The organism is Sorangium sp. So ce128 (assembly GCF_051525245.1).
Taxonomy (GTDB): domain Bacteria; phylum Myxococcota_A; class Polyangia; order Polyangiales; family Polyangiaceae; genus Sorangium; species Sorangium cellulosum_B.
Window position 1 is genome coordinate 10,331,446 of the sequence record NZ_CP150313.1, and the last position, 25,742, is coordinate 10,357,187.

General features: G+C 71.9%; 24 protein-coding genes. 13 read left to right on the forward strand and 11 right to left on the reverse strand.

Annotation, left to right across the window (positions count from 1 at the left end; all coding sequences use genetic code 11):
- Window positions 1-110 precede the first annotated feature (110 nt).
- Complete coding sequence (locus WME82_RS39110) at window positions 111-1,580, forward strand: alginate export family protein (RefSeq protein WP_438039483.1); 1,470 nt, start codon at window positions 111-113, stop codon at window positions 1,578-1,580.
- 148 nt (window positions 1,581-1,728) lie between these two features.
- Here the strand turns inward: WME82_RS39110 and ftsH are convergent, their stop codons facing one another.
- The 7 genes from ftsH to mnmA form a co-directional block, all read right to left on the reverse strand.
- Window positions 1,729-3,675, reverse strand: a complete 1,947-nt coding sequence (ftsH, locus tag WME82_RS39115; protein WP_437741609.1) for an ATP-dependent zinc metalloprotease FtsH — start codon at window positions 3,673-3,675, stop codon at window positions 1,729-1,731.
- A 163-nt stretch (window positions 3,676-3,838) separates the two neighbouring features.
- The gene (gene tilS, locus WME82_RS39120) at window positions 3,839-4,840 is read right to left on the reverse strand and encodes a tRNA lysidine(34) synthetase TilS (protein WP_438039484.1); all 1,002 of its coding nucleotides are present in this window, start codon (window positions 4,838-4,840) and stop codon (window positions 3,839-3,841) included.
- Complete coding sequence (locus tag WME82_RS39125) at window positions 4,837-5,073, reverse strand: hypothetical protein (RefSeq protein WP_438039485.1); 237 nt, start codon at window positions 5,071-5,073, stop codon at window positions 4,837-4,839. Before WME82_RS39125 ends, tilS begins: the two co-directional genes overlap by 4 nt.
- A 118-nt stretch (window positions 5,074-5,191) precedes the next feature.
- A complete protein-coding gene (locus WME82_RS39130; protein WP_438039486.1) occupies window positions 5,192-6,589 on the reverse strand; it encodes a class I SAM-dependent RNA methyltransferase in 1,398 nt (465 codons plus the stop codon).
- On the reverse strand, window positions 6,586-8,862 hold the full coding sequence (locus WME82_RS39135; protein WP_438039487.1) for a protein kinase domain-containing protein: 2,277 nt from the start codon (window positions 8,860-8,862) through the stop codon (window positions 6,586-6,588). Before WME82_RS39135 ends, WME82_RS39130 begins: the two co-directional genes overlap by 4 nt.
- A gap of 190 nt (window positions 8,863-9,052) precedes the next feature.
- A complete protein-coding gene (locus tag WME82_RS39140) occupies window positions 9,053-9,706 on the reverse strand; it encodes a hypothetical protein (RefSeq protein ID WP_437741614.1) in 654 nt (217 codons plus the stop codon).
- Window positions 9,703-10,860, reverse strand: coding sequence for a tRNA 2-thiouridine(34) synthase MnmA (mnmA, locus tag WME82_RS39145; protein WP_438039488.1), 1,158 nt, complete (start codon window positions 10,858-10,860; stop codon window positions 9,703-9,705). Before mnmA ends, WME82_RS39140 begins: the two co-directional genes overlap by 4 nt.
- 183 nt (window positions 10,861-11,043) lie before the next feature.
- Here mnmA and WME82_RS39150 point away from each other — a divergent pair, with 183 nt between their 5' ends.
- On the forward strand, window positions 11,044-12,336 hold the full coding sequence (locus WME82_RS39150) for a response regulator (protein ID WP_438039489.1): 1,293 nt from the start codon (window positions 11,044-11,046) through the stop codon (window positions 12,334-12,336).
- Between the two features lie 39 nt (window positions 12,337-12,375).
- Here the strand turns inward: WME82_RS39150 and WME82_RS39155 are convergent, their stop codons facing one another.
- On the reverse strand, window positions 12,376-12,984 hold the full coding sequence (locus WME82_RS39155; RefSeq protein WP_438039490.1) for a CPBP family intramembrane glutamic endopeptidase: 609 nt from the start codon (window positions 12,982-12,984) through the stop codon (window positions 12,376-12,378).
- A 93-nt stretch (window positions 12,985-13,077) separates the two neighbouring features.
- On the opposite strand from WME82_RS39155, the gene purQ reads away from it, so the two are divergent.
- The 4 genes from purQ (at window position 13,078) to WME82_RS39175 (ending at window position 16,400) form a co-directional block, all read left to right on the forward strand.
- A complete protein-coding gene (gene purQ, locus WME82_RS39160) occupies window positions 13,078-13,803 on the forward strand; it encodes a phosphoribosylformylglycinamidine synthase subunit PurQ (protein ID WP_437741618.1) in 726 nt (241 codons plus the stop codon).
- Complete coding sequence (locus WME82_RS39165) at window positions 13,800-14,606, forward strand: zinc ribbon domain-containing protein (protein ID WP_438039491.1); 807 nt, start codon at window positions 13,800-13,802, stop codon at window positions 14,604-14,606. The genes purQ and WME82_RS39165 overlap by 4 nt, the downstream gene beginning before the upstream one ends.
- The gene (locus tag WME82_RS39170; RefSeq protein WP_437741620.1) at window positions 14,584-15,885 is read left to right on the forward strand and encodes a DNA methyltransferase; all 1,302 of its coding nucleotides are present in this window, start codon (window positions 14,584-14,586) and stop codon (window positions 15,883-15,885) included. Before WME82_RS39165 ends, WME82_RS39170 begins: the two co-directional genes overlap by 23 nt.
- Before the next feature lie 203 nt (window positions 15,886-16,088).
- On the forward strand, window positions 16,089-16,400 hold the full coding sequence (locus WME82_RS39175; RefSeq protein ID WP_438039492.1) for a hypothetical protein: 312 nt from the start codon (window positions 16,089-16,091) through the stop codon (window positions 16,398-16,400).
- 69 nt (window positions 16,401-16,469) lie between these two features.
- Here the strand turns inward: WME82_RS39175 and WME82_RS39180 are convergent, their stop codons facing one another.
- Window positions 16,470-17,759 carry an NAD(P)/FAD-dependent oxidoreductase gene (locus WME82_RS39180; protein WP_438039493.1) on the reverse strand — a complete coding sequence of 430 codons (1,290 nt, stop codon included), beginning with the start codon at window positions 17,757-17,759 and terminating at the stop codon, window positions 16,470-16,472.
- A gap of 84 nt (window positions 17,760-17,843) precedes the next feature.
- On the opposite strand from WME82_RS39180, the gene WME82_RS39185 reads away from it, so the two are divergent.
- From WME82_RS39185 to WME82_RS39205, 5 genes are all read left to right on the forward strand, one after another.
- Window positions 17,844-18,155 (forward strand): 2Fe-2S iron-sulfur cluster-binding protein, encoded by a 312-nt coding sequence (locus WME82_RS39185; RefSeq protein WP_438039494.1) that lies wholly within the window; start codon window positions 17,844-17,846, stop codon window positions 18,153-18,155.
- Between the two features lie 335 nt (window positions 18,156-18,490).
- Window positions 18,491-20,155 (forward strand): isocitrate lyase/phosphoenolpyruvate mutase family protein, encoded by a 1,665-nt coding sequence (locus WME82_RS39190; RefSeq protein ID WP_437741624.1) that lies wholly within the window; start codon window positions 18,491-18,493, stop codon window positions 20,153-20,155.
- 4 nt (window positions 20,156-20,159) lie between these two features.
- Window positions 20,160-20,672 carry a thiamine pyrophosphate-binding protein gene (locus tag WME82_RS39195; RefSeq protein ID WP_012239914.1) on the forward strand — a complete coding sequence of 171 codons (513 nt, stop codon included), beginning with the start codon at window positions 20,160-20,162 and terminating at the stop codon, window positions 20,670-20,672.
- Window positions 20,669-21,232, forward strand: coding sequence for a thiamine pyrophosphate-dependent enzyme (locus WME82_RS39200; protein WP_437741625.1), 564 nt, complete (start codon window positions 20,669-20,671; stop codon window positions 21,230-21,232). The genes WME82_RS39195 and WME82_RS39200 overlap by 4 nt, the downstream gene beginning before the upstream one ends.
- Window positions 21,229-21,936, forward strand: coding sequence for an NTP transferase domain-containing protein (locus WME82_RS39205; RefSeq protein ID WP_437853111.1), 708 nt, complete (start codon window positions 21,229-21,231; stop codon window positions 21,934-21,936). The genes WME82_RS39200 and WME82_RS39205 overlap by 4 nt, the downstream gene beginning before the upstream one ends.
- A gap of 60 nt (window positions 21,937-21,996) precedes the next feature.
- Here the strand turns inward: WME82_RS39205 and WME82_RS39210 are convergent, their stop codons facing one another.
- A complete protein-coding gene (locus WME82_RS39210; protein ID WP_437741627.1) occupies window positions 21,997-22,950 on the reverse strand; it encodes a CDP-alcohol phosphatidyltransferase family protein in 954 nt (317 codons plus the stop codon).
- 405 nt (window positions 22,951-23,355) lie between these two features.
- Here WME82_RS39210 and WME82_RS39215 point away from each other — a divergent pair, with 405 nt between their 5' ends.
- Window positions 23,356-23,724, forward strand: a complete 369-nt coding sequence (locus WME82_RS39215; protein ID WP_231864455.1) for a PDZ domain-containing protein — start codon at window positions 23,356-23,358, stop codon at window positions 23,722-23,724.
- An 18-nt stretch (window positions 23,725-23,742) separates the two neighbouring features.
- On the opposite strand, the gene WME82_RS39220 is transcribed toward WME82_RS39215, so the two are convergent.
- Window positions 23,743-24,138 (reverse strand): YbjN domain-containing protein, encoded by a 396-nt coding sequence (locus WME82_RS39220; protein ID WP_437741628.1) that lies wholly within the window; start codon window positions 24,136-24,138, stop codon window positions 23,743-23,745.
- A 229-nt stretch (window positions 24,139-24,367) separates the two neighbouring features.
- Here WME82_RS39220 and metK point away from each other — a divergent pair, with 229 nt between their 5' ends.
- Entirely contained in the window at window positions 24,368-25,618 is a 1,251-nt protein-coding gene (metK, locus tag WME82_RS39225; protein ID WP_437741629.1) for a methionine adenosyltransferase, read from the forward strand.
- Window positions 25,619-25,742: the final 124 nt, after the last annotated feature.

The window sequence follows — 25,742 nt, forward strand, 5'->3', positions numbered from 1 at the left end:
CGGGACGCCTATCCTCGCGCGAGCGATCCAGGAGCGCGGCCCGCCTGAACGCCGCGGTCCTGGCCGCACATCTGCAGTTCGACGCCCCCGCGCTCCGGCCCTCCTCGCTGATGATCCGATCCCTGCCGTTCGCCTCCATCGCTCTGGGATCGGCGCTCCTCGCGCTCACGTTCGCGCCCAGGAGGGCAGCGGCGCAGGCGTCGCCGCAGTCGGAGGGCTTGGCCGTCGGCGGGTTCACGTTCCGCCCCTCGGTGGAGCTCCGGCTCCGCGGAGAGTTCCGCCGGTACCCGGTCGACACGGGCGGCGACGTCTACAGCTCGAACGCGGTGCTCGCCGAGGGCTTCGGAGGCGCGCTGCCGCCGCTCAGCGACACGGGCAGCGTCGTCAAGACGCAGTGGTTCTTCGCCCAGCGCGCGCGCCTCGGGCTGACCGTCGGGCGCGGCCCCGTCACGGGCGTCGTCACGCTGCAGGACGCGCGGCTCTGGGGGAACGACGACGCGATCTTCGTCGGGCCGGGCGAGCCGGCCCTCCCGGAGACGGCGCCGTACGAGGCGTACATCGATCTGCGCACGCGCTCGGGGCGCCGCGCCTTCATCCGGCTGGGCCGGCAGCGGATCGCGTGGGGGGATGGCCGCCTCGTCGGAGCGGACGACGAGACGCTCACCGGGCGATCGCTCGATGCGGTGCGCGCAGGGCTGCAGCTCGGCAACGTCGACCTCGAGGCGATGGCCGTGCTCCTCGCCGCGCCGGGAGGCGCTCCGCCCGAGGTGGCGGGGACGCGCAAGCCCATCGCCGCCGGGACAGGGTCCCAGCTCTACGGCCTGAACGCGATCTGGCGGCTCGCTCCCCTGCTCCACCTCGAGGCCACGGCGCTCGCGCGCATCACCCGGGAGCCGCGCCCGACCTGGCTCACGCCCGGCGACACCGTCGTCCTCGACGCGCGCGTCTCCGGCGACCGCCGGGGCTTTCGCTACGCGATCGAGGGGGCGTACGAGCTCGGTCGTGTGGCCACGTTCGCTGCCGACCGCGCTCTCGGCGCGTTCGCGGCCGCAGCGCGGGCAGAGCTCGAGACAGCGCTCCCCGCCCACCTCACCTTCAGCGCCCGCGCCGCTTACGCGACGGGCGACGATGGTGCGCTCCCGGTGGGCGAGGCGCAGCGCCGCTTCGATCCGATCCTGCCCGACGCGCAGAACAACCACGGCCCCATGGGGCTCTACGCGTGGTCCAACGTGATCGAGGGGGGCGGAAGCGTCCGCGCCTCACCCTTCGACCCGCTGACCGTCTCCGCCGGATACACGTTCGTCGGCCTCGCCTCTCCAGCAGGCAGGTGGGTGACAGCGCGCCTCCTCCCTGTCGGCGCCGCCAGCGACAACGAGAGCCGGACGCTGGGCCACGAGATCGACGTCTCGCTCGCCTTGCAGCCATGGGAGCCGCTGCGCCTCGCGCTCGGCTACGGCCTGTTCATCTTCGGTGACGGCGCCCAGGCGATCTTCACGAAGGCGAACCGCGCGCACGACGACGGCCGCCCGGCGGATCTGCAGCAGTGGGCGTTCCTGCAGGCAACGCTGACCGCCCCCTGAGGCGATGCGGGGAGCGCGCCGGCTGCGCGCGCCGCTTTTCTGCTGGGGAAGGGAATCGAGGGGGCTCGGGGCGCCGCGCCGTCCCGCGTGGCGCCGCAGGTACGCGGGGGGCCGCCCGAGACATCGGGCGCCGCCCCGCGCTTCGGGATCAGGTGCTCGGGGCGGGCTTCGGGGTGCCGAAGATGCTGGCCGCGCGGCGCTTCTCCTTGGCGGCGCGATCGCGATCGCTGTAGCTCGGGATCACGACGCGCTGGCGCTGCGGCAGCTCGCGGCCCCCGACGATGGCGTCGACCTCCTCGGCGTCCAGCGTCTCGCGCTCGAGGAGCGCCGTGGCGAGCCGCTCGAGGATCTCGCGGTTGTCCGTGAGGAGCTGCCGCGCCTCGGCGTGGGCGTCGAGGATGAACCGCCGCACCTCGTCGTCGATCTGGTTGGCGATCGTCTCCGAGTAGTCGCGGCGCCGGCTCGTGAAATCGCGCCCGAGGAACACGCTCTCCTCGTCCGCGCCGTACGAGATCGGCCCGATCACGTCGCTCATGCCGAACTCGGTCACCATGCGCCGCGCGAGGTTCGACGCCTGCTTGATGTCGTTGCCCGCGCCCGTCGTGAACTGGCCGAACACGATCTCCTCCGCCACGCGGCCGCCCATCAGCACCGACAGCCGCGCCTTGGCGAAGTCGCGCGACATGCTGAGCCGGTCCTCCTTCGGCAGCTGCTGCGTGAGGCCGAGCGCCGGGCCGCGCGGGATGATCGTCACCTTGTGGACCGGATCCGAGAGCTTCTCCAGGAGCTTCGCGACGAGCGCGTGCCCGGCCTCGTGGTAGGCCGTGGTCCGCTTCTCCTCGTCGCTGATGACCATGCTGCGGCGCTCGGCGCCCATCAGCACCTTGTCCTTGGCCATCTCGAAGTCGGCCATCGAGACGACATCCTTGTCCTGACGCGCCGCGAGGAGGGCCGCCTCGTTGACAAGGTTCTCGATGTCGGCGCCGACGAACCCGGGCGTGCCCCGCGCCAGGATCTCCATGTCGACGTCCGGACCGAGCGGGACCTTCTTCGTGTGGACCCGGAGGATGCCCTCGCGGCCGCGCACGTCGGGGCGGTTCACGACGATGCGCCGGTCGAAGCGGCCAGGCCGCAGGATCGCAGGGTCGAGGACGTCGGGGCGGTTCGTCGCGGCGACGATGATCACGCCCTCGTTCGACTCGAAGCCGTCCATCTCGACGAGCAGCTGGTTCAACGTCTGCTCGCGCTCGTCATGACCGCCGCCGAGCCCCGCGCCGCGGTGGCGGCCGACCGCGTCGATCTCATCGATGAAGATGATGCACGGCGCGTGCTTCTTGCCCTGCTCGAACAGGTCGCGCACCCGGCTCGCGCCGACGCCGACGAACATCTCGACGAAATCCGAGCCGGAGATCGAGAAGAACGGCACACCCGCCTCGCCGGCGATCGCGCGCGCGAGCAGCGTCTTGCCCGTCCCGGGGGGGCCCATCATCAGGACGCCCTTCGGGATCCGGCCGCCGAGCTTCTGGAACTTCTTCGGGTCCTTGAGGAACGCGATGATCTCCTCGAGCTCGTCCTTCGCCTCGTCGATGCCCGCGACGTCGGCGAACGTCACCTTGTTCTGCGCCTCGCTGAGCAGCCGGGCGCGCGACTTGCCGAAGCTCATCGCCTTGCCGCCGCCGGCCTGGAGCTGGCGCATGAACAGATAGAACATCACGAGCAGGAAGACCGTCGGCAGGAGGTACATGATCGCCCCCGGCCAGAACGGCGACGTCTCCTCCTTCTCGAAGAACACCGCGACCTTGTTGTCGACGATCGTCTTCGTGATCTCGTCGGCGTTGTCCGGCCCGATCGTGACCTTCTTCGTCTTCGTCCCGCTCTTCGGGTCCTTGACCCAGAACGTGTACTCGCGGTCCTTGATCGTGACCGACTCGACGTGCGGATCCTTGTCCTTGGCCTCGACCTGGACCTGGGCCATGAACTCGCTGAACGCGACTTGCGTGGCGGGCCGGGAATCCGGGCTCAAGAACTGCCAGATCGCCAAGAACATCATGATCAGCAGAACCCAGAGCAGCAGCGTCTTGTGCGATTGCTTCACGAGGACCCTCTAAGCTCGCGCGGCGAGCCGGCGTGTACTGAAATTGTACGCGTGTTCCAGTCAGCATGCCACCCGTCAGCTCGGTCGTCGACCGCGGGTCTCCACCGTGGTGACACGGCGAAAAAAGGGGACTCGACAGGGGCCGCGGGTGGGGTGCATGCGGTCAGGTCCCGCGACGCGCAGACCCGTCCTCGATAAGCACGCTGGACTCCTCTGGAAAGCCCACGGCGATCTCTTCGCCGCCGCGAACCCGGACGCGCAGCGGCCGCCCCAGCTTGCGAGCTCGCTCGATCGCGAATCGCTGCGCCCGACCGAGCGGAATCGACAGCGGCTCGCTGCCGTCGAGGACGTCTGAATCGCCGCCAGGCGGCCGATCTCGCCCGGCGACGAGCATGTCCGAGAGCGCGCAGAGGTGGTCGACGATCGCCGGCGACAGGTCCTCGAGGAGCGGGAGGAGCTCGCGGCGGACGCGGACGCGGGTGAAACGGGGATCCCGGTTGCTGGGATCCTCGGCGAACGCCAGTCGATGTCTGCCGAGGTGAGCCAGGACGTCGGCGCGGCGGGCCTGGAGCAAGGGGCGGATGAGCTCGATGCTCGCCGCCGAGCCCGGCTCTGCGCCGCCGCACGCCGCGCCGGCGACGTCGGACGGGAGCGGGGCGCGCGGCGGCAGGACGGCGAGCCCACGCGGCCCCGCGCCCCGCAGCAGGCGCAAGAGCACCGTCTCGGCCCGGTCGTCCGCGGTGTGACCGGTCGCGATCGCGCGGGCGCCGTGCGCCGCCGCGGCGGCTGCCAGCGCGGCAAACCGGGCGGCGCGCGCCCTGGCCTGGAGGTTCGCGCCGGGAACCACGTTCACGCGGGTCTCGGCGTAAGGGACCCCGAGCTGCTCGGACAGGTCGCGCGCGATCGCGAGCTCGGCCGCGGCCGCGGCGCGGAGGCCGTGGTCGACGCCATGCGCGACCACCTCGTGGCCGATCCGCCGCCGGAGCAGCGAAAGGACGTGCAGCAGGGCGGTCGAGTCGGGGCCTCCGGAGCAGGCGCAGAGCACGACGTCGCCGCGAGCGAGCAGCCGCTCGTCCCGGATCAGCCGCTCGGCGAGGCGGATCAGCGACGGGGGGTGCGACCGGCCCCGCCTGGGCGGCGGGGGAGGTCCAGCCGGAGGGCTCATCGCAGCTCGAACGCTTTGCAGAAGATGATCTCGTGGCGATCCTCGAGCGATGTGCTCAGGTGCGGCGCGACCGGGTAGCCAAGCGAGCAACGAGGCCCGCGGCCAGGCGGCCCGGCGCCCGCCTCGTCGGGGTCGGCGACCACAGGGTCGAACGAGGCGCAATCGGGGCAGGCGAACACGAGCCGATAGCGCCGCGCCTCTTCGCGGAGTTGATCGTCGAGGTGGTGAATCATCCCTGGCAGCGTAGCGCAAGCCGCCGGGCGACGGCGCCACACGGCCGCGCGCGGCCCTCCGGCCGAGCTCGGCGGAGCAGCGCTCGGCGCGGAGAGCAGGCCGGCATTCCCGCGCGGATCAGCGCGCGGATCTGCGGGCGCGGGAGAGCCGCACTATCGACTCGATATGGCTCGTCTGGGGAAAGAGCTCGACCGCCTCGATGTCCGTGATCTCGAAGCCGCCGCGGAGGATCCCGCCGAGATCGCGCGCGAGGGTGGCCGGATCGCAGGAGACGTACACGACCACGCGCGCGCTCGAGGCGGCGATCGCGCGCGCCGCGCCGGGAGCCCCGCTGCGCGGCGGATCCAGCACCACGACGTCGGTGCGGGCCGGGATCGGGTACTGATCGGCGTCCGCCTCGATCGCCTTGCCAGCGAGGCCCCGAGCGGCGAGGTTCTGCCGCAAGCAAGCGACCGCCCCGGGCGAGAGCTCGACGGCCGTGAAGGACGCGGGCCCCGGGGGGCCGGAGGCCGCGGCCCCGCCGGGCTCGGCGGCCGGGGAGGGTCGCAGCGCGCCGCGCGCGAGCAGCACGGAGAGCGTCCCGCTCCCGGCGAACAGCTCCAGGACGTGCGGCGGGCGGGTGGAGTCGAGGTGGGCAAGCTCGGCGGCGCGGCGGGCGAGGACGGCTGCCCCCTCCTCGGACGGCTGCCCGAACCCGCCCGGCGCGAGGAACAGCGACAGGCCGTCCGCTCCCACGATCGCGGGCCGCGGATCGCCGAACGACGCGGCCTCGCGCGCACCGTCGAGCGTGACGCGGGCGCCGGCCCACTCGCCGCGCGCCGTGCGCTCGTCCAGCCGCTGCCACACGGCCGGCGGCAGCTGGCCACGCCACAGGACCTCGACCACCGGGCGGCTCGAGGCGCCCAGCGAGATCAGGACATCGCCCTCCCCCACGGCTCCATGGAGGACGCCGGGCAGCTCGCCGGCGAGCGGCGCGATCGCGTCGACCAGCACCACGCAGCGATCGACCGCCGCCACGGCGTGTGTCCTCGGCGCGCGATAACCCACGCGCACCTCGCCGCGCTCCGCGCGCGCGAACAACCTCGCCCGCGACCGGTAGCCGAGCGGAAGGGGGGCCGGATGGACGCGGATCGGCGGCAGATCGGCCTCGGTGAGCGACGTCGCCCGCGCGATGGCCTGCCGGACGATCTGCTCGTGCGCGGCCTGCTGCGCCTCGATACGGACGTGCATCCAGTCGCAGCCGCCGCAGGCGTCAGCGAAGCGGCACGGCGGAGCGACGCGGTCGGCGCTCGGCTCGACGACGCCGAGGAGCCTGCCCCTCGCCGGGCGTGCGCTCCTGTCGAGCTCGACCTCGACGAGATCACCCGGCGCGGTCCCAGGAACGAAGACGACCTCGCCCGCGAGCCGACCGACCCCCGCGCCTCCGGCGGCCAGCGCCTCGATACGCAGCTGAGCTCGCTCGCCGGGGCGGTGCCGCGCCCTGGCACCGTTCGAGCGGCGGTGGAGAGACTTCATCCCTTCATCGTAAGGCGCTGCAGGCGGATCGGGCCGGGGTGGACGACGGACGCTCGGTCGCGGATAGCGAGGCCGCGCGCGCGCCCGTCCCCCGCGGAGCTCCCCGGCACGCAGGAGCTCGACTGGCCCGTGGTGGTCGCGTCCGTCGAGGCGGGCGACGCAGGGACAGCGTCCACCCCCCTGGAAGGCGAGGGCTGCACGGCGCTCGTCTTCATGTAGATCAGCGCGCCGATACCGAGCACGCACAGCACGGTGAGGGTGATGACGGCGACGAGCACGAGCGTGTTCCTGCCGTTCCCCTTGGACGCCGCGTCCTGCGTGGCGGCCCAGATGGCCGCCGGATCCGGGCGCGGCAGGGAGAGCGCGGTCTCGATCTGCGACTGTGGAGGCTGCGCTGTCGCCGCGGACGCGAACAGCTGGGCCTGCCCCACGGTCATCGGCGCCTGAGGCGCCTGCACCGGCGAGCTGACAGGGGGCGCATGGGCTGCGGCATAGCCCTGGCCATTGAAGGGGAGCGCGTACGGGACTGCAGCGTGCGCCGGCGACGGCGCGGCGACGGCAGGGGTCCTGGTCATCCGGGCGTGACGCGCAGGCTCGCTCGCGCTCTGCAAAACCGGCGGTGGATCCTGCGACGGGAGCGCGAGCGTGGACGCGAGCGGGTTGCCCAGATCGCTGTCCAGGAGGCCTCCCTTGGGGAGGGGCGCGAGCTCGCCTGTGTCGAAGTCGCGCGGAGGGTACGGGCTCGAGGAGAGCGGAGGCGGAGCAGGATCGCGACCGCCGGGCACGCGCGGTGGGCTCGGGTAGGCCGGCGAAAAGCCGGGGCGCGCCGTCGGCATACCAGGACGCACCGTGGCAATGCCGGACTGGACGCCGGCCTGGCGAGGCTGCGCTGGCGCCGGCTCGGGCACCATGCCGGCCGCCGGGCGCACCATCGGGCGCTCGCCATGAGGAAGGGAGCGCACCGGCTCGGCTTGCTCGCGCGTCGCGACCGTCGTCGGGACATCCTCATCGTCATCCATCAGCGATGAGGCGACCATCTGCCTGTCGTCCGCGTCCCTCGGCTGCGGGCGCCCGACCGGCGCGATCCCGCTCGCCGGCGGAGCGTTGTGCCGCAGGATCTGCGGCGGCGTGAGGCGCTGCTGCGGCTCAGGCTCTCGACCGCGGCTGCGCAGCCCGACGCTGTCCGTGGCCGTCGTCGAGCTGCGCGCGCGCACCTGCTCGACGTTGATGGTCGACGTCACCTCGGCGGCCCACGCGAGGTGCGCCTCGCGCTTCTGGATGCGATCGACGAACACCTGCTGCACGAACTGCGCGACCTCTTCGGAGCCAACGAAGACCCCGCTCCTCATCAGGAAATTCTGCAGGGCTCGCGAGAACTCACGCGCGGTCTGGAAGCGGTCCTGCTTGTGCTTGGCGAGCGCCTTCATGACCACGCTCTCCAGCTCGATCGGATAGTCGGGCACGATCGTGGACGGCGGCGGGACCACGCAGGCCTGCACCTTCTCGAGCGTGTCGAGATCCGTATCCATCCGGAAGAGGCGCTGGTTCGTCGTGAGCTCCCAGAGGACGACCCCGAGGGCGAACACGTCCGTCGTGCGATCGATCTCGTTGCCGCGCACCTGCTCGGGAGACATGTAGGCCAACTTGCCTTTGAGTGTTCCCGCGCGGGTGGACGACAGCCGGTCGGCCACCTTGGCGATCCCGAAATCCACGACCTTGGTGTAGCCGTCGTAGGTGAGGAACAGGTTGTGCGGCGTGACGTCTCGATGCACCAGGCCGAGCAGCTGGCCGTTCTTTCCGCGCAGCTCGTGAGCGGCGTGGAGCCCCTCTGCGGCATCGGAGCAGATGCGCGCGGCGAGCTCGGGCGAGATGCGCAGCCGGCGCTCCTCCGCGCGGCGCATCACCTCCCGGAGCGGCTCGCCGTGGAGGTACTCCATGGCGATCCAGTAGGTGTTGTCGTCCTTCCCGAGATCGAAGACCTGCGCGACGTTGGCGTGGTTGATGCCAGCCGCGATGCGCGCCTCATCCAGGAACATGTCGACGAACTGATCGTCCTCGACCAGATGAGGGTGGATCCGCTTGATCGCGACCCACTTTTGGAAGCCGCCCGGGCCATCCATGCGAGCCAGGTGAACGCTCGCCATTCCGCCCACCCCGATCTCGTCGACCACACGGTAACGGCCCAGGAAGTAGGTCCCCTGCTGCTTCTCGGACTCCTTCGCGCGCGCTTCGAGCGATGAATTGGTCGACCCGGGGCTTGGAGGTCCGCCCATTCGCGATGCGGGTCGAGGCGGGGGTTGGGGCATGAGCGGTCACTACTTTACCGCGAGTTCGCGGCGCTTTGCCATGTCGTCTCGGCCAGGACACCTTCCAGATGGTCAGCTTCAATCCACCGGGGCGCTGAAGGCGCCTGTCCCGACAGGTAGGACACCACCTGAAACCCAGGACGGAGTCGTGACGGGCTCAGGGGAACGGTTGCCCAGGTTGACCCCGCTCGAAGTAGAAGCGGAACCCCCCGGTGACCCGCGAGAGGAGCTCCCGAGGGATGGCGTCGGCTGGATGACCGAGCCCTGCGTCGCGCGGATCGCCGACCCAGACGTCGAACGTCGCGTCGGTGTACTTGTCGACCGCGTCCGTCTCGTTGGGATCGCCGCTGAACAGCGCCTGGAACTTGATGGTCCCATCGACGGCGTAGAGCACGATGTTCTGGTTGTGGCAGGACCGCTGGAGGTAAAGCGCCATGTGCACGAGCGGCGCGAGCCCCTCCGGCTTCGGCGTCGGTGGAGGCGAGCCCGGCAGCTCGACGCCGGGCGGGAGCCCGACGCTCAGGTCGACGTCGAGCTTGTTCACGGTCCCGTCCCCGCGGATGAGGTCGACGTCATCGATCAGGACCGCGAGCCCGTCCGAGATCTCCTGCAGGTCGCTCCCCCGCTGCACCCGGACCTGCAAGGTGGAGCGGTAGGGGACCGCAGCGAAGAAGTCCGGGTTCATGTCGTAGCTGTCGTCCCAGCAGCCGGCCGCGCGCAGCCGTTCGCTGACGACCTCGCCTTCCCCCTGCCCGAGCGAGCACCCGAGCGAGAACGCGCAGGCGAGGGGCGCGAGCGCACGGGCCCTCATGACGCCGCCTGCGAGCGAAGGGCCGCCTTGATGCGGCCTCCCCCGAGGACGCGATCGCCCCGGTAGACCACGGCCATCTGCCCGGGGGAGACGGACCGCACCGGGCTCGCGAACCGCGCCACGAAGCTCTCCGCGCCCGTCGCGGGGTCGCGGCGCCGCTCGATGATGCCAGGCGCCGCCTCGTGCCGCGCGCGCACGCGCACCTCGGCCTCCAGGGGGAAGACCGCGTCGTCGCACCACACCGCGTCGGCGATCTCGGCGCCCGCGGCGTACAGATCGCCCTCGTCGCCGAGGTGCACCGCGCCGGACGCGGCGTCGAGGCCCACGACGAACGCGGGCCGGCCGAGCGAGACGCCGATGCCCTTGCGCTGGCCCACCGTGAAGCCGTGCACCCCGCCGTGCGACCCGACCACGCGGCCGTCCCGATCGACGATGGGGCCGGGGCGGAGCCTGTCCGCGGCGCGGTCGGCCACGAACGGCGCGTAACGGCCGGAGGGGATGAAGCAGAGCTCCTGGCTCTCCCCCTTCTCGGCGCCCGGGAGCCCGCGGGCGATCGCCTCGGCGCGCACCTCGTCCTTGGTCGAGTCGCCGAGCGGGAAGAGGAGCCGCGACAGCTCGTCCGACCGGAGCATGTGCAGGAAATAACTCTGATCCTTGTGCCGATCGCGGCCGCGGTAGAGGCGAGCGCCGCCCTCCTCCAGGACGACCCGCGCATAGTGGCCCGTCGCGACCCACGAGACACCCAGCCGCTCCGCCAGCGGGAACAGCTCCCGGAGCTTGACGGAGCGGTTGCAGGCCACGCACGGGCTCGGCGTCTCACCCGCGAGGTAGGCCTCGACGAAGGGGTCGACGACGTGCTCGCGGAACAGGGCGCGGCGGTCGAACGTGTAGTGCGGGATCCCGAGGTGGTCGGCGACCCGGCGGGCGTCGTGCTGATCCTCGGGCGCGCAGCAGCGGCTCTTGACGCTGCCGTCGTCGGGGTAGTCCCAGAGGTGCAGCGTCACGCCGACGACCTCGTATCCAGCGTCGCAGAGGCGCGCCGCCGCGACGGACGAGTCGACTCCGCCGCTCATCGCGATGAAGACGCGAGCCCTCGATGAGGCCCGCTCGCCGGGCCGCGCAGTACCATCGGCCTCTCGGACCAGAGTTGCCATTTCCGTTCTTATAGCGTGGATTCCTCGCCGCGGCCGGACGCCGCGGGCGAACCCGCGCGGGATGCCGCGGCGAGGGCTCGCGCGAGGAGCCGGGACGGCGGCGCGCCGGCGAATGAATGATCAGGCTGGCTCTCCGCCATTCACCCTTGGCCACCCCCGCAGGGCGCGTGTACCGTCTGCCAGATGCCGAGCGGGGTCGTGCTCGTGATCGAGGACGAGGAGTACATCGCGGACCTGCTCGCCACCGCGATCCGGGAGGCAGGTTACGAGGTCATCTTCTGCGCCACCGCGGAGGCCGGGCTCTCCACCGCCTGCACCCTGGAGCCCGAGTGCATCGTCTGCGACATCGGCCTGCCCGACCACGACGGCTACTGGGTCGCGCGCAACGTGCGCACCCAGCCGTCCCGGGTATCGGTCACCCCGTTCCTGTTCCTCTCCGCGCTCGACGACCAGGAGGCCCGCCTCGAAGGGTTCCACGTGGGCGCCGACGTCTACATGACCAAGCCGTTCCGGGTCGGCGAGGTCGTCGCGCAGATCGGCGCGCTCGTGCAGATGGCGTCGCGCCTGCGCCTGCGGCGGGACAGCCTCATGTCCATCCCGACCTCCGTCGATCAGACCGCGATCGAGGGCGATCTCAGCCAGATGTCCATCGCGACCGTCCTCACGGTGCTCGAGATGGAGCGGCGGTCGGGCGTGTTCGAGGTGAGCAGCAAGAAACGTCGGGCTCAGCTGGACATCGCCGAAGGGTGCATCGTCGAGGGGACCGTGGGAGGCACGCGCGCCTCGGCGCTCGCCGCGCTCCGCACCATGCTCAGCTGGAAGGTCGGACGGTTCGCGTTCGTGCCAGGCGTCCGCCCCTTGCCCGCGCAGCGGACATCCATCGCTGCGTACCTGCTCGAGGCGACCCGGCTCGAGGACGAGAGCGCCCGCGTCGAGCTGCCACTCCCGCCGTCGCGACGCCGTCCGGAGCCCCGGAGCGCGACGACGGCGCTCGGCGGGCCGTCGTCCATTCTGGACGACGTCGCGCCGCCATCGTCGCGCGTCGTGTCCGAGGAGCGCCTGCGCCGCGGGCCCACCCCTCTGCCACAGAGGGGCTCCGATCCCGCCGTGGCGATCGCCGATGGGCCGCCGTCGCTCGAGCTGAACTTCGAGTTCGAGCTGGCGACCCCAGCGGCCCCGCCGACGCTGCCCTCGCTGGCCCGCAGGACGGCGAAGCCGTCGAGCCAGCGCGGCATGCGCGTGGAGGAGACCGAGCCTCCGACGCTCCCGCGAAGCGGGAGCCGAACGCCGCCCTCGCGACCGTCCTCGCCAGGGCGCGAGCGGCAGAGCGCCGTGGACACGGGCGAGCTCTCCCGCGGGACCCTCGCTCCCCCGGAGACCCAGCCGGCAAGCCACGAAGGCCCGCCGCGTGCGACCCCGATCCCCCCGAGACCGGCGCCGGCCAGGCCTCCCCGCCCTGACGCGAAGAAGCGCTGACGGCGGGCAACGGGCACAAGAAGAAACGGAAGCGCCGATCTAGAGCGTCGGCTGCTGCTCCACCTCGCCCGGATCGTGATCGCGCAGGTAGCTCAGGTTGACCGCGTTCACGACGGCGTGCGCCAGGACCGGCCCGACGAGCGACCCGGTCGCCGCGAAGATGGCGCCGAGCCCCGCGCCCACGCCCACCGCCCAGCCGATCCACACCCAGCGGCTCGGACCGCGCATCTGGTGCATCAGACCGAAGAGGATCGCGCTCAGCAGCACGCCGAGGAGCGGCGTCAGGAGCCCGCGGAAGAGCAGCTCCTCCCCCAGGCTCGAGAGGCCCGCGAGGAGCAGGATCTGGCCGAGCGAGAAGTCGCGCGCGACCGGGCGGAGCTCCGCGTGCAGGCGCCGGGCCCAGCTGAACCGGGCCACGGCGACGCGCGTCGTCACGATGACGCCGGCCGCCAGCGTGAGGCCGAGCGCGGCGCTCATCAGCACCGCGGCCAGCGGCGGCAGCGCGAGCCACGGGCTCGGGTGGATCCACGGCCATCCATCCCGCAGCACCAGGCCCAGCGAGATCGCCAGCGCCGCGAGGAGGAGATAGCCGGACGCCGCCTGCACCGTCGCGTCGGTTCGACCGGTCCGCGCCCATCGCGACGCCATGTCCCATCATGGCACGCCGAAAGAAGCCGGTGAAGCCGCGCGCGCCGTCAGGACCCCTGGCCGAGCGCCGGCAACCGGAGTACGTCGACGGCCATGCACGCGACCGTGGTCATCTTCCCGGGCTCCAACGCCGATGCCGAAATGATCCATACGCTCCGCGACGTGCTCCAGGTCCGCACGTCGACCGCCTGGCACCGCGACGCCGAGCTCCCCGCAGGCACCGATCTCGTCGCGATCCCCGGCGGGTTCTCCTACGGGGATTACCTGCGCTGCGGCGCCATCGCGCGCACGAGCCAGATCGTCCCCGCCATCCGGCGGCACGCGGAGCGCGGCGGCCTGGTGATCGGCGTCTGCAACGGCTTCCAGATCCTCACCGAGGCAGGGCTGCTCCCGGGCGCCCTCACCCGCAACGCGCACCTCCGCTTCGAGTGCCGCGACGTCTTCGTGACGCCGCGCGCGGAAGGGCCGTTCACGACCGGCCTGCCGCGGGTACTCCGCCTGCCGATCGCCCACGCCGAAGGGCGCTACCAGGCTGATCCGGAGACGCTCCGCAAGCTCGTCGACGAGCGCGCCATCGCGCTGCAGTACTGCGACCGGGAGGGGCTGGTCGGCGGCGACGCGAACCCCAACGGATCGGCGATGGACATCGCCGGCATCTACGGCGGGCCCCGGCGGAACGTGCTCGGGCTGATGCCGCACCCCGAGCGGATGAGCGAGCCCTTCCAGGGCCACGGCTGCGCGGACGGGCGCGCCCTGTTCGACGCCGTGCTGCGCAGCGTGGGCGGCGCCCGCTCGGCCCCATCCGCGAGCGCGCCGTGAGCGACGCGTCGCCCGGCGCCGCCCGCTGCCGCGTGTGCGACGCGGCGCTCGCGCCGGAGGGCGATCGCTGCCCGCAGTGCGGCGCGGCCGCGCGCGCCGAGGCCTGCCCGCACTGCGGCGGCGTGACCGGCGTCTCGGCGCACCTCGAGCTGCGCTTCGCGTGCGACGCCTGCGGCGGCCCGCGCGTCCCCGTCGTCGACGACCGCGTCGAGCGATCCGGCCGCGAGGTGCCGCTGCTCCAGAAGGCGCGCGCGGCGGCCTCGGCGCGCTCGGTCTGGCGCGCCGCGGGCGTCGCGGCCAGCGCGCTGCTCGGCTTCGAGCTGTTCCTGTTCGCCGTGCTGCTGCTCGTCCTCAGCGCGAGCGTCGGGCTCTTCACCGCCGGCCTCCTCACCATGGCGCCCGTCGGCGCCTTCGCCCTCTGGGCGCTCCGGCGGGCGAAGTCGCGGAGCCGGGACATCTCGCCCGCGCTCGACGCCGCCTGGGTCTCCGTCGCCTCCGACGTCGCCCGCCAGGCCGAGGGCCCGCTCACCGCCGGCGGGCTCGCCTCGACCCTCCGCATCGCCGAGTCCCAGGCCGAGGAGCTCCTCGCCCTGCTGGAGGTCAACGACGTCGTGCGCGGCGCGGTGAGCCCCGCGGGCGAGTTCGGCTATGCGCCGAAGCTGCGCGTCGGCGCGGCGCGCGACGAAGACCGGGGCGAGGCGGGGGCCGAGAGCGTGGCGCACGCCCTCGCCGCCGAAGAGGAAGCCTTCGCTGCCGAGCCCCTGACGCAACGGACCGCCCATGTCGACCCCGCGAAGCGCTGATCCCAAGCCGAAGCCAGGCCCGCCGCAGCAGAAGGCCCGCGCGAGCCGGCCCGCGCCCCAGGAGCGCCGCGCCCTGACCCACATCGGCGGCGCGACGGTGCTCGAGGGTGACCCCGAAAGCGCCGCGAAGCTCGCCCACGCGCTCGACGTGGCCAGCTCGAGCACGGCGGAGGAAGCGGCGCGCGCGCACGTGCACGGGTTCCACAGCTACCCGGCCCGGATGCACCCGGACACCGCCCGCCGGCTGATCGAGGGCCTCTCGAGGCCGGGCGAGCGGGTGCTCGACCCCTTCTGCGGCAGCGGCACCGTCCTCGTCGAGGCCCGGCTCTCGGGCCGGGCGGCGATCGGCGTCGACGCGAACCCGCTGGCCGTGCGCCTCGCCCGCCTCAAGGTGCAGGGCAGCACCCCCGGCGAGCGCGAGCGGCTCGTCGCCGCCGCCCGCGAGGTCGCGGCCGCGGCCGATGAGCGCCGCAAGGCGCGCGCCGGTCCGAGCCGCCGGTACGGCCCCGAGGACGTCGCCCTGTTCGAGCCGCACGTGCTCCTCGAGCTCGACGGGCTCCGCGTCGGCCTCGACCGCCTCGCGGGCCACGGCGCCGACGCGCTCCGCGCCGATCTCGAGCTCGTCCTCTCCGCCATCCTGACGAAGCTCAGCCGCCGCACGTCCGACACGTCGGAGCACGAGCTGCCGCGGCGGATCGCCGCCGGCTATCCGGCGCGGCTCTTCATCCGCAAGGCGGAGGAGCTCGCCCAGCGCCTCGCCGAGGTCGCCGCGCCGCTCGAAGCGAGCCCGCCCGCGCTCGTCGAGGAGGGAGACGCGCGCGTGCTCCGCGGCGTCGAGGCCGGCTCCGTCCACCTCGCGATCACGTCGCCGCCCTACCCGGGCGTGTACGACTACCTCGCCCACCACGAGGCGAGGCTGCGCTGGCTCCGGCTCCGCAGCGCCCGCTTCGAGCAGGACGAGATCGGGGCCCGCCGGCACCTCGACCCGCTCGGCCCCGAGGCGGGCCGCGCGCGCTGGCGCGACGAGCTCGGCGGCGTGCTCACCGCGCTCGCGCGCGTCCTCCGGAGCGGCGCGCCGCTCGTGCTGCTGATCGCCGACAGCGTGGTCGCCGGCGCGCCGGTCTACGCGGTCGACGTGGTCAGGGCCGCCGCGTCCGGCGCGCGCTTCGCGGTCCGCGCGGTCGCGTCGCAGCCGCGCCCCCACTTCCACCGCCCCACGGCGCGCGCCTTCCAGCGCCGCCCGCGCCACGAGCACGCCATCCTGCTGATCCGCGCCTGACCCGCCAGGCTCTCCCCGCGGCGCAGGCGCATGCGCAGGGCGCGCCGCCGCGCCTGAGCCACCGAAAATTGCCCCGCTGCGCGGGCTCATGGCAGGGTGCGCCGGCGTCGGGCAGCGCGCGAGGCGGCCAGCACCGGCCTCCTGCGGCGCGCGGCGCTCCGGCGCGCGCGACGATGGCGAGAGCTCACCTGGCACTTCTTCTCTTGGGCACCTTCGCCCTCGGCTGCGGCAAGGCAGGCGGCGATCCGGGAAAGGCCGACCTCGACAGCACGGGGGTCGACGCCTGCGACAGCACCCTGGCCACGATGACCACCTGCGCCAGCAAGCTGCCCGCGGAGAGCAGGAAGAGCCACGAGGCCGCGATCCGGATCGCGCGCGACGTGCTCGAGGCCAGGGCGGAGGCCGACGACGAGGCGCTGGAGGGCGACGCGAGGGCGGAGGCGCGCGTCGCGCTCGCGGCCGCCTGCAAGCAGATGAGCGACGCGGTCCTGGACCGCGAAGCGTGCGGCCGCTGAGCGCCGGACGGCCGAGCGCCCGGGCGAGCGTGCACGCGGCGAGGCACACGCTCGGCCGCCCGCCGCGCTTCACGCGAAAGCGGGCACCTCCGCCGGATACTGCTGCCGGAGGAACGAGGCCCACTGCGGCCGCCGCTCGGCGTGGAACACGTCGCCCGCGAGCATGCTCGTGATGAGCTTGCGCATCGTGGGCCGCTGGTTCGGCGCGAACAGCGTCTCCCGGAACTGGCCTTTGTAAAAGCCCTGAACGACCCCCAGGAAGAGATCGACGGCGTAGCGGATCTCCGCCTCGTAGGCCGCGAACGCGGCGCGCGAGGTGTCCCCGGCGTCGAGCGCGCGGTGGATGGCCGTGGCGGCCAGATCGGCGCCCTTGATGGCGAGGTGCGCGCCCGTCGAGAAGAGCGGGTCGAGGAACCCGCCCGCGTCGCCCACGAAGAGCCATCCATCTCCGGCGAGCTGGTCGATCCGGTACGAGAAATCGGCGAGCGCCCCCACCGGCCTGATGCGCCGCGCGCTCGCGAGGAATTCCCGCGCCCAGCCGCTCTGCGCGACGGTGCGATCGAAGAGCTCGTCGAGCCGCTCCCCCTTCGCCCGGCTCCGGATCCAGCTCGACGACACCACCGCGCCGACGCTCGTCACCTCGCCGCGGAACGGGATGAACCAGAACCACCCGTGCTCGAAGAGGACAATCTGGATGTCGCCCTGGTGGATCCCCTCCTCGCGGGGCACACCCTCGTAGTGGGTGAACAGCGCGGTCTTGTCGAGCTCGGCCAGCTGCGCCTTCCGCCGCATCCTCGACGCGAGCAGCGTGTCCCGCCCCGTCGCGTCCACGATCACCGGCGCCCGGAGCTCGACGACGTCGCTCGAGTCGGCGCGCGCGGCCGCGGCCTCCTCCGGCCCGGCGCCGTCGGGTCGAGCGCGGGGCCGCGCGCGCACCCCGACGGCGCGGGGGCCCTCGAACACCACCTCGACGGCCTCCCACGACTCGCGCACCTCCGCCCCGCGCTCCGCGGCGTGGCGGAGCAGCAGCTGGTCGAACGCGTCGCGCTGCACCTGGTAGGCGAACTCGAACCTCGGATCGAACGCGTCGGCGAAGCTGTACGTCCGCGTCCGCCCCGTCGACGAGCACAGGAACCGGGCGCCGTATTTGCGGAGGAAGCGCGCGTCCAGCTCCTCGTCCAGCCCGAGCCGCTCGAAGACCTCGCGGGACAGCGGCAGCAGCGACTCGCCGATGTGAAAGCGAGGGAACCTCTCGCGCTCGAGCACGAGGGCCCGGCGGCCGAGGCGGGCCAGCGATGCGGCGAGCGTCGACCCACCCGGCCCTCCGCCGAGGATGATTGCGTCCCAGCGATCCGTCATCGCTCGTCGTATAGTGCGTGCCGACGCCCGAGAAAATGCGCTCTCGGCGTCGCGCGCCAGGTAGGGAGGAGGGAGGGTTCGGCGGTGCCCACGGTCGTGTTCGAGGACGGCGCGCTCGGCCCCGCCGTCACCGCGGAGACGGGAGCCGGCAGGCTCATCGATGTCTGCGACGACGCGCGCGCTCCGATCGTGTTCTCGTGCCGCGACGCGCGCTGCGCCACGTGCCGCGTCGAGGTCGTCGAAGGGGAGCAGCTCCTCGAGCCGCCTGCGCGCGGCGAGCGCGATCTGCTCGAGCGCTTCGGCGCCCCGCCGCGGCTCCGGCTCGCGTGCCAGGTGGTGCTCCGCGCGGGCCCCGGGCTGGTCCGTTTGCGCGGCATCGTCGGCCGCGAGGGCTGAGCGGCCGGGGGAGCCCGCGGCGAGCATCGCGCGCGCCCGCCATCAGGCACCGCCGCAGCGCGCACGTCCCCACGCGGCGGAGCGCGCTCCGTCGCCCTCGCGATCGTCTGCTCCGGTCGTGCCCTGCCATTGGCGGCACTGGCGAACGGTGTTAAGGCAGCCCCCGTTCTGAGGCCCGGCTCCTCGGGGAGGAGAGCGAGATCAGGCGCCCCCCGGAGCTGCCCGCGCGCGGTGACGACGGGATGCCGCTCGCCGGGGACGCGCACCGCGGCGCATGCGGACGCGGTCGCCCGCCAGGCAGGGATGGAAACACCGCGCGAAGGAGTGGAGGAGACGTGACCAAAGCCAGGAAGCTGCGCGAACTCATGGCCCGCCCCGGGCCGATCGTCATCATCGGCGCGCACAACGGGCTCTCCGCAAAGATCGGTGAAGAGGCAGGGTTCGACGGGCTCTGGGCTTCCGGCTTCGAGATCTCCGCGAGCTACGCGGTGCCGGACGCGAACATCCTCACGATGGCGGAGAACCTCCAGGCCGCCAAGATGATGAACAGCACGTCGCTCCCGGTCGTCGCGGACTGCGACAACGGCTACGGCAACGCCGTCAACGTCGTCCGCTGCGTCGAGGAGTACGAGGCGGCGGGCATCGCGGCGATCTGCATGGAAGACAACATCTTCCCGAAGCGCTGCAGCTTCTACGCCGGCGTGAAGCGCGAGCTCGCGGACGTCGAGGAGCACGCGCTCAAGGTCCGCGCGGCGAAGGCGACGCAGAAGGATCGCGACTTCGTGGTCATCGCGCGGACCGAGGCGCTCATCGCCGGCTGGGGGATGGAGGAGGCGCTCCGCCGCGGCCGCGCCTACGCGGACGCGGGCGCCGACATGGTCCTCATCCACTCGAAGAGCAAGGACCCGGACGAGGTGCTCTCCTTCGCCCGCGCGTGGGACCGCCCGAACACGCCGCTCGTCTGCGTGCCGACGATCTACCGCACGACGAGCGTCGACACGCTGCACAAGGCCGGCTTCAAGCTGATCATCTTCGCGAACCACGCGATCCGCTCGTCGATCAAGGCGATGACGGAGACGCTCCAGACGCTGAAGCGCGAGATGTACACCGGCAGCGTCGACGACAAGGTCGTGCCGCTCGAGCGCGTCTACCAGCTCGTGGGCGTCGACAAGATGAAGCAGGAGGAGTCGAGCTTCCTGCCCTCCGGCAGCCCGGGCGTCACCGCCGTCATCCTCGCCGCCGGCCAGAGCCAGGGGCTCCTGCCGCTCACGGAGGAGCTGCCGAAGCCGATGCTCGACCTGAAGGGCAAGAGCATCCTCGAGCGGCAGATCGACGTGCTCAACGCGTGCGGCGTCAAGGACGTCGCCGTCGTGCGCGGGTACAAGAAGGAGGCGATCAAGGTCCCGAACGCCCGCTTCTACGACAACGACGAGTACGCGACGACGAACGAGGTGTTCTCGCTCTTCCGCGCCTCCAAGGAGCTGAGCGGGCCGTTCCTCTTCCTCTACGGCGACATCGTGTTCGAGCGCGGCCACCTCGAGAAGCTCCTCAAGAGCCCGGCGGACATCTCGATCGTCGTCGACCGCGCGTACGCCGAGGGCCAGCGGCCCAAGGACGCGCGCGGCGTGCCCGACCTCGTGGCCCTGAAGGATGCGCAGGAGGCCGGCTACCGCTTCGTCGGCGCCGAGGCGCCGCACCGGGTGGCCCGCGTCGGCCGCGCGATCCCCGCGGGCGAGGCGCACGGCGAGTTCGTGGGCATGGCCCTGTTCACCGCGAAGGGCGCGCGCCTGCTCACCGACTGCTACCACCAGCTGCAGGAGAGCCGCGCGAAGGGCGGCTTCCACGAGGCCGAGTCGCTCCGCAGCGCGACCTTCACCGACCTGCTCCAGGAGCTCGTCGACCGCGGCGCGGACGTGCAGGCGATCGACGTTTACAAGGGGTGGCTCGAGATCGACACGTTCGAGGACTACCGTCGCGCCTGGGCGCTCATCAAGGAGTGAGGCGATGTCCCACGGTTCAGGCAAATCGTATGCGCCCGAGTTCGTCGCCGCGCTCAAGGAGGCGGGGTTCGACTTCTTCGCGGGCGTGCCCTGCTCGCTGTTGAAGGGCCTGGTCTCGCTGCTCGACGCCGACGCGAGCGCCCGTTACATCTCGGCGACCCGCGAGGACAGCGCCATCGGGATGGCGTTCGGCGCCTGGCTCGGCGGCAGGCTGCCGATGGTCCTGATGCAGAACTCCGGGCTCGGCGTCTCCGTGAACGCGCTGGCCTCGCTCAGCACGATGTACGAGGTGCCCGCGCTGCTCGTCATCTCCTGGCGCGGCGAGGGCGGCAACGACGCCCCGGAGCACATCATGATGGGCGAGATCATGCTTCCCATCCTCGATCTGATGAAGATCCAGCACCGCGTCCTCCGCGCCGCCGAGCCGATGGGGCCCCAGGTGCAGTGGGCGAAGGACGTCATGCTCTCCACCAGGCAGCCGGCGGCGCTCATCGTGCCCGCGGGGGTGCTCGAATGAACAAGCTCGAAGCGCTGAAGGTGTTCACGGCGGCGGTCGGCAAGGACGACCTCGTCGTCTGCTGCAACGGCATGATCGGCCGCGAGCTCTACACGACGCAGGACCGGCCCTCGAACTTCTACATGATCGGCTCGATGGGGCTCGGCCTGTCGATCGGCCTGGGGCTCTCGCTCGCGCAGCCGCGCAAGCGGATCTTCGTGCTCGACGGCGACGGCAACGTCCTCATGGGCATGAACGCGCTCGCCAGCGTCGGCAGCGAGCGGCCGGCGAACCTCGTGCATGTCGTCCTCGACAACCGCTCCCACGCCTCGACGGGCGGGCAGCGGACGATCTCGGGCGACGTGAGGCTCGAGTCGGTCGCCAGCGCGGTCGGCTACCGCGCCACGCACCGCGCCGAGTCCGTCGAGTCCTTCGAGGCGTCGCTGCGCGTCGCGCTCGTGCAGCCGGGCCCGGTCATGGTCCTCGCCCTCGTCGACGGCGGCACCGTGAAGGGCATCGGCCGCGTCGCAGAGACCCCGCAGGAGCTGGCCTCCCGCTTCGCGGCCGAGGCGCGCCGATGAGGGCGATCCTGCTCGCCGCCGGCCGCGGCCGGCGCATCGGCCGGGACGCGCCCAAGTGCCTCATCTCGATCGAGGGCAAGACGCTGCTCGAGCGCCACCTCGTGAACCTCACCGAGAGCGGCGTCACCGATCTGACGATCGTCGTCGGCTTCCGGCACGAGATGATCGAGGACGCGCTCGCCTCGCTGCGCCCTTCGCTGAAGATCGAGCTCGTCAAGAACCCGCGGTTCACCCACGGCAGCATCGTCTCGCTCCACGTAGCGGCCGACCGGCTGTCAGGCGGCGGGCTGTGGATGGACGCCGACGTGCTGTATCCCGCCGCGCTGCTGCGGCGCCTCGTGAGCTCGCCCCACGAGAACTGCCTGCTGGTCGACGCGAGCTCGGAGGAGAGCGGCGAAGAGATGATGGTCGGCGTCCGCGCCGGCCGCGTCCTCAAGATCGCGCGCCGCGTGGGCAAGGACTGGGACATCGCCGGCGAGACCGTCGGCTTCGCCAAGGTCGGCCCGCAGGGCGGTCGCACGATGCAGCGCCTCCTCGAGGAGGAGGTCTCCGCCGGACGCCTCGACCAGGAGTACGAGGCCGCGATGGACCGCGCTTTCCAGGAGGTACCGTTCGGTATCGAGCGCGTCGACGACCTGCCCTGGACCGAGATCGACTTCGAAGAAGACGTGGAGAAAGCCCGCCGCCTGGCAAGCGCTCTCTAGGAGCGGGCTCTGAGGGGGACTACGCGGATCTGAGCTCGGCGGCGCAGCCGGGAGCCGAGCTCAGGCCACGGCCAGCTTCGCGCGCCGGGATGCGCCGCGGAGGAACCAGCCGTTCAGCCAGACGACCGCGACGATCCAGACGACCCCGCCCGTCGCGAAGAAGACCTGACCCAGCCAGAGCTGGTTCACGAGGAGCGTCAGCACCACCATCGACAGGAACGCGTCGCCGTTCGATATCGCCCAGAGCGCGCCGATGAGGCGCGTGAGCGGCGACGCCTCCTCCCGGATCAGCTGCTTTACCTGATCCGCGCTGGTCGAGGACTGGCTCCGCCGCGGGTCGAACCACTCGTGCTCGAACGCGAGGTGCCCCATGCGCCCGATGAAGACATCGAAATGGGCAAAGAACGAGGAGGAGGGGCCGAGCGCCTGGATCTTCCGGCGCAGCACGTCCGCCGTCTCGTCGGTGCCCGTCTCGAAGATCGAGCAGTACTTGAGCTTGAAGTAGTCCGCGGAGAAAGAGCGCAGCGCCCCCTGGAGCAGCGCGATCAGCAGGAGTGCGTTCGTGGACACGGTCGCGCTCCACGGGCCCTCCGGCGGCGGGTGAAGGTGAACGTGCCAGAAGATGCCGGCATAAAGAAAGACGACGCCCAGCCAGTCGGCCAGGCCGTCAATGGCGTGCCCGGCGGGGCTCACCATCCGCTTCGCCCGCGCCAGCGCGCCGTCCACGCAGTCCAGGATGGAGCGGAGCTCGAACACGAGCGCCCCGGCGATGAGGTGCCTCGGATCATCGAACGTCACCAGGTAACCGGCCAGCGCGGCGAAGAGCGGCTGAACCAGCGTCACCTGGTTCGGCGTGACCGGCGTCCTCATCAGCGCCCGCACGATCCAGCGCGCGATCGGGTACCGATAGTAGCGATTGAGCGGGTCCTCCATCCGCATCTTCCAGCCGCCGGGCACACCGCCGGACTGGGCGGCAGGTGTCGAGCTCTCGGCAGCAGCGCGCGGTTCAGGCATCGGCGATCCCGGCCCGGACTCTAGGGCAGCCGCCCCCGGAGACCAACTGGATTGCGACCTCTCGATGGACATGACGTGACAGATCGTTGCAAGCCCGCGTCCCGGCGCCACACCGCGCTTTCCAGGGGCGTATCCCGCGCCTCCGGCGACCAGCCGCGTAGTCGTTTGCGCTCCTGAAGCCCCACCGAGAACCGAGTTTCGCACCCCGCGTGCGGACGCGACAGGCACACTCGGGCGCTCCCTTCCTGTAAAATCGCATTCTCTCGCCTGCGGCGCTGCGACGTTCGACGAGCGCGCGCGTCCGCTGGAGCCGGTCTGACGTGGCGGCCGCGTCCCGCCGCGCGCTCCGGGAGCGCCCTGCGAGAATGGCGGCGCGCCGGGGCTCCTCGGCGCTATGGTGCCCCGGTGGCAAACAGGTCCTGGAGCGCGGCGCTCCTGCTCGTGGCCGCGGGGTGCACCGCGAGCGTGGGATCCATCGGGGCTGTCCTTGGGCGAGATAACGAGTCGCTGGCGCTCTACGTGCGCGACGTGCCGCCGGGCCTCGCCGCCGAGCGAGCGGGGCTGATCCCGGGCGACGAGATCATGATGATTGATGGCGTGTATGTCCGGGATCTCTCGTCGGCAGCGGTGCGCGATCGGCTCCGCGGCGCCGTCGGGAGCGCCGTCGAGCTCACCGTCGTCCGCGGGCGCGACGTGCGGCGCGTCCGGGTCGTGCGCACCGAGCTAAGGGCGCACGAGGGGCTCAAGCCCAGAGAAGAGCAGATCCTGCCTTGAAGCGGGGCCGGCGACCGCTCATTGCGCGGCGAGCGCCACGAGCTCGGCATAGTGCTTGTTCGCGTAGAAAGAGAGCACATCGACGGCGTCGCGCACCTCGCTCGGATCGAGGTCCTCGAGGCGGTACTCGACGCTGAGAATCACGTCGCCCTCCTCGTCGGCCGAGAGCTTGGCCATGTTGATCTCGCGGTTCAGCTGGAGCAGGCGCCGCACGATCCCGTCGCCCTCCTCGAGCTCCATCGGGAGCCGCACGAACGGGATCACCGCGAAGACGACGAAGGGGGGCGAGAGCCGCACGAACAGCGGGAAGAGCCGCTCGGCCCCCTGGAAGTCGCTGCGCATGGTGTCGCTGGATACGACCTCCACAGCCCAGCCCTCGCGCTCGAGGCACGCCTTGATCTCGTCGAACGTCATGCGCGGCATCATAGCCTCTGACGGCGCGCCTCCGGGAGCGCGCCGGATCGACGGCCCGACGCCCCCCGCTCGTCCGGTCTCGCGTCCACCTCGCGTCCACACCGACAGCCCGGAGGCAGCTCGTCCGGCCGGCGCTTTTGTCCGCGGAAGGCCGCGGCTCGCGTTGACGGTGCCCCGCGCTCGAACTATGCGTAGAGGTCCGATTTCGAGTCCGCCGAAGGAGCGATTCATGCGCCGTTACCAGTTCACATCCGAGTCCGTCACCGAAGGACACCCCGACAAGGTGTGCGACCAGATCTCCGACGCCATTCTCGACGGGATCCTCGAGAAGGATCCGACGGCCCGCGTCGCGTGCGAGACCCTGGTGAAGACGGGGATGGCCGTCGTGGCCGGCGAGATCACCACCTCGGCGTGGGTCGACATGCCGGTCGTCGTGCGCAACACCATCAAGGACATCGGCTACACCGACGCCGCGATGGGCTTCGACTACGAGACGTGCGCGGTGCTCACGGCGATCGAGAAGCAGTCGCCCGACATCTCCCGCGGCGTCACCGAGGGCGAGGGCCTCTTCAAGGAGCAGGGGGCAGGCGACCAGGGGCTCATGTTCGGATATGCGACGGACGAGACGTCGGAGCTGATGCCCTCCCCCATCAGCTATGCCCACCGCCTCGCCCGGAAGCTCGCCGATCTCCGCAAATCCAAGAAGCTCGACTGGCTGCGCCCCGACGGCAAGACCCAGGTCACGATCGAGTACGAGGATCAGACGCCCGTGCGCGTGAGCGCCGTCGTCGTGTCGACGCAGCACGGCCCCGAGGTCAAGCACAAGACGATCGTCGACGCGGTGCGGAGCCTGATCATCGAGAAGTGCATCCCGGCCAAGCTGATGGATCGGAGCACGAAGATCTACGTGAACCCCACCGGCCGCTTCGTGGTCGGCGGCCCCTTCGGCGACGCCGGCCTCACCGGCCGCAAGATCATCGTCGACACCTACGGCGGCATGGGCCGGCACGGCGGCGGCGCCTTCAGCGGCAAGGACCCGACGAAGGTCGACCGCTCCGCCTGCTACTACGCGCGCTACGTCGCGAAGAACGTCGTCGCGTCCAAGCTCGCGGCGCGCTGCGAGGTGCAGATCGCCTACGCCATCGGCGTCGCCCAGCCGGTCGGCGTCCACGTGAACACCTTCGGCACGGGCCGCGTAGGTGAGGACGTGCTCGAGAAGTACATCATGCAGAACTTCGACATGCGGCCGAAGGCGATCATCGAGCAGCTCGATCTGCTGAAGCCCATCTACCGAAAGACGGCCGCGTACGGCCACTTCGGGCGTGACGAGTTCACCTGGGAGAAGACGGACCGCGCGGCCAAGCTGGCCGAGGACCTGCTGCGCCCGACGCTCGCCGCGGTCCCCGCGACCACGAACGGCTCCGGGAGCAAGAAGGAGCCGAAGCGCAAGGGCAAGAAGGAAGTGGGCGCCCAGGCCTGATCGTTCAGAGCGCTCCGCCCACTGCGTGTGAGCGGGGCGAACCGTGGACGGCCCCTCGGAGAGGCCGAGAGCGCCGGCGCTGTGGAAGCGCCGGCGTTCTGCGTTTTGTCGCCACGACCCGCGT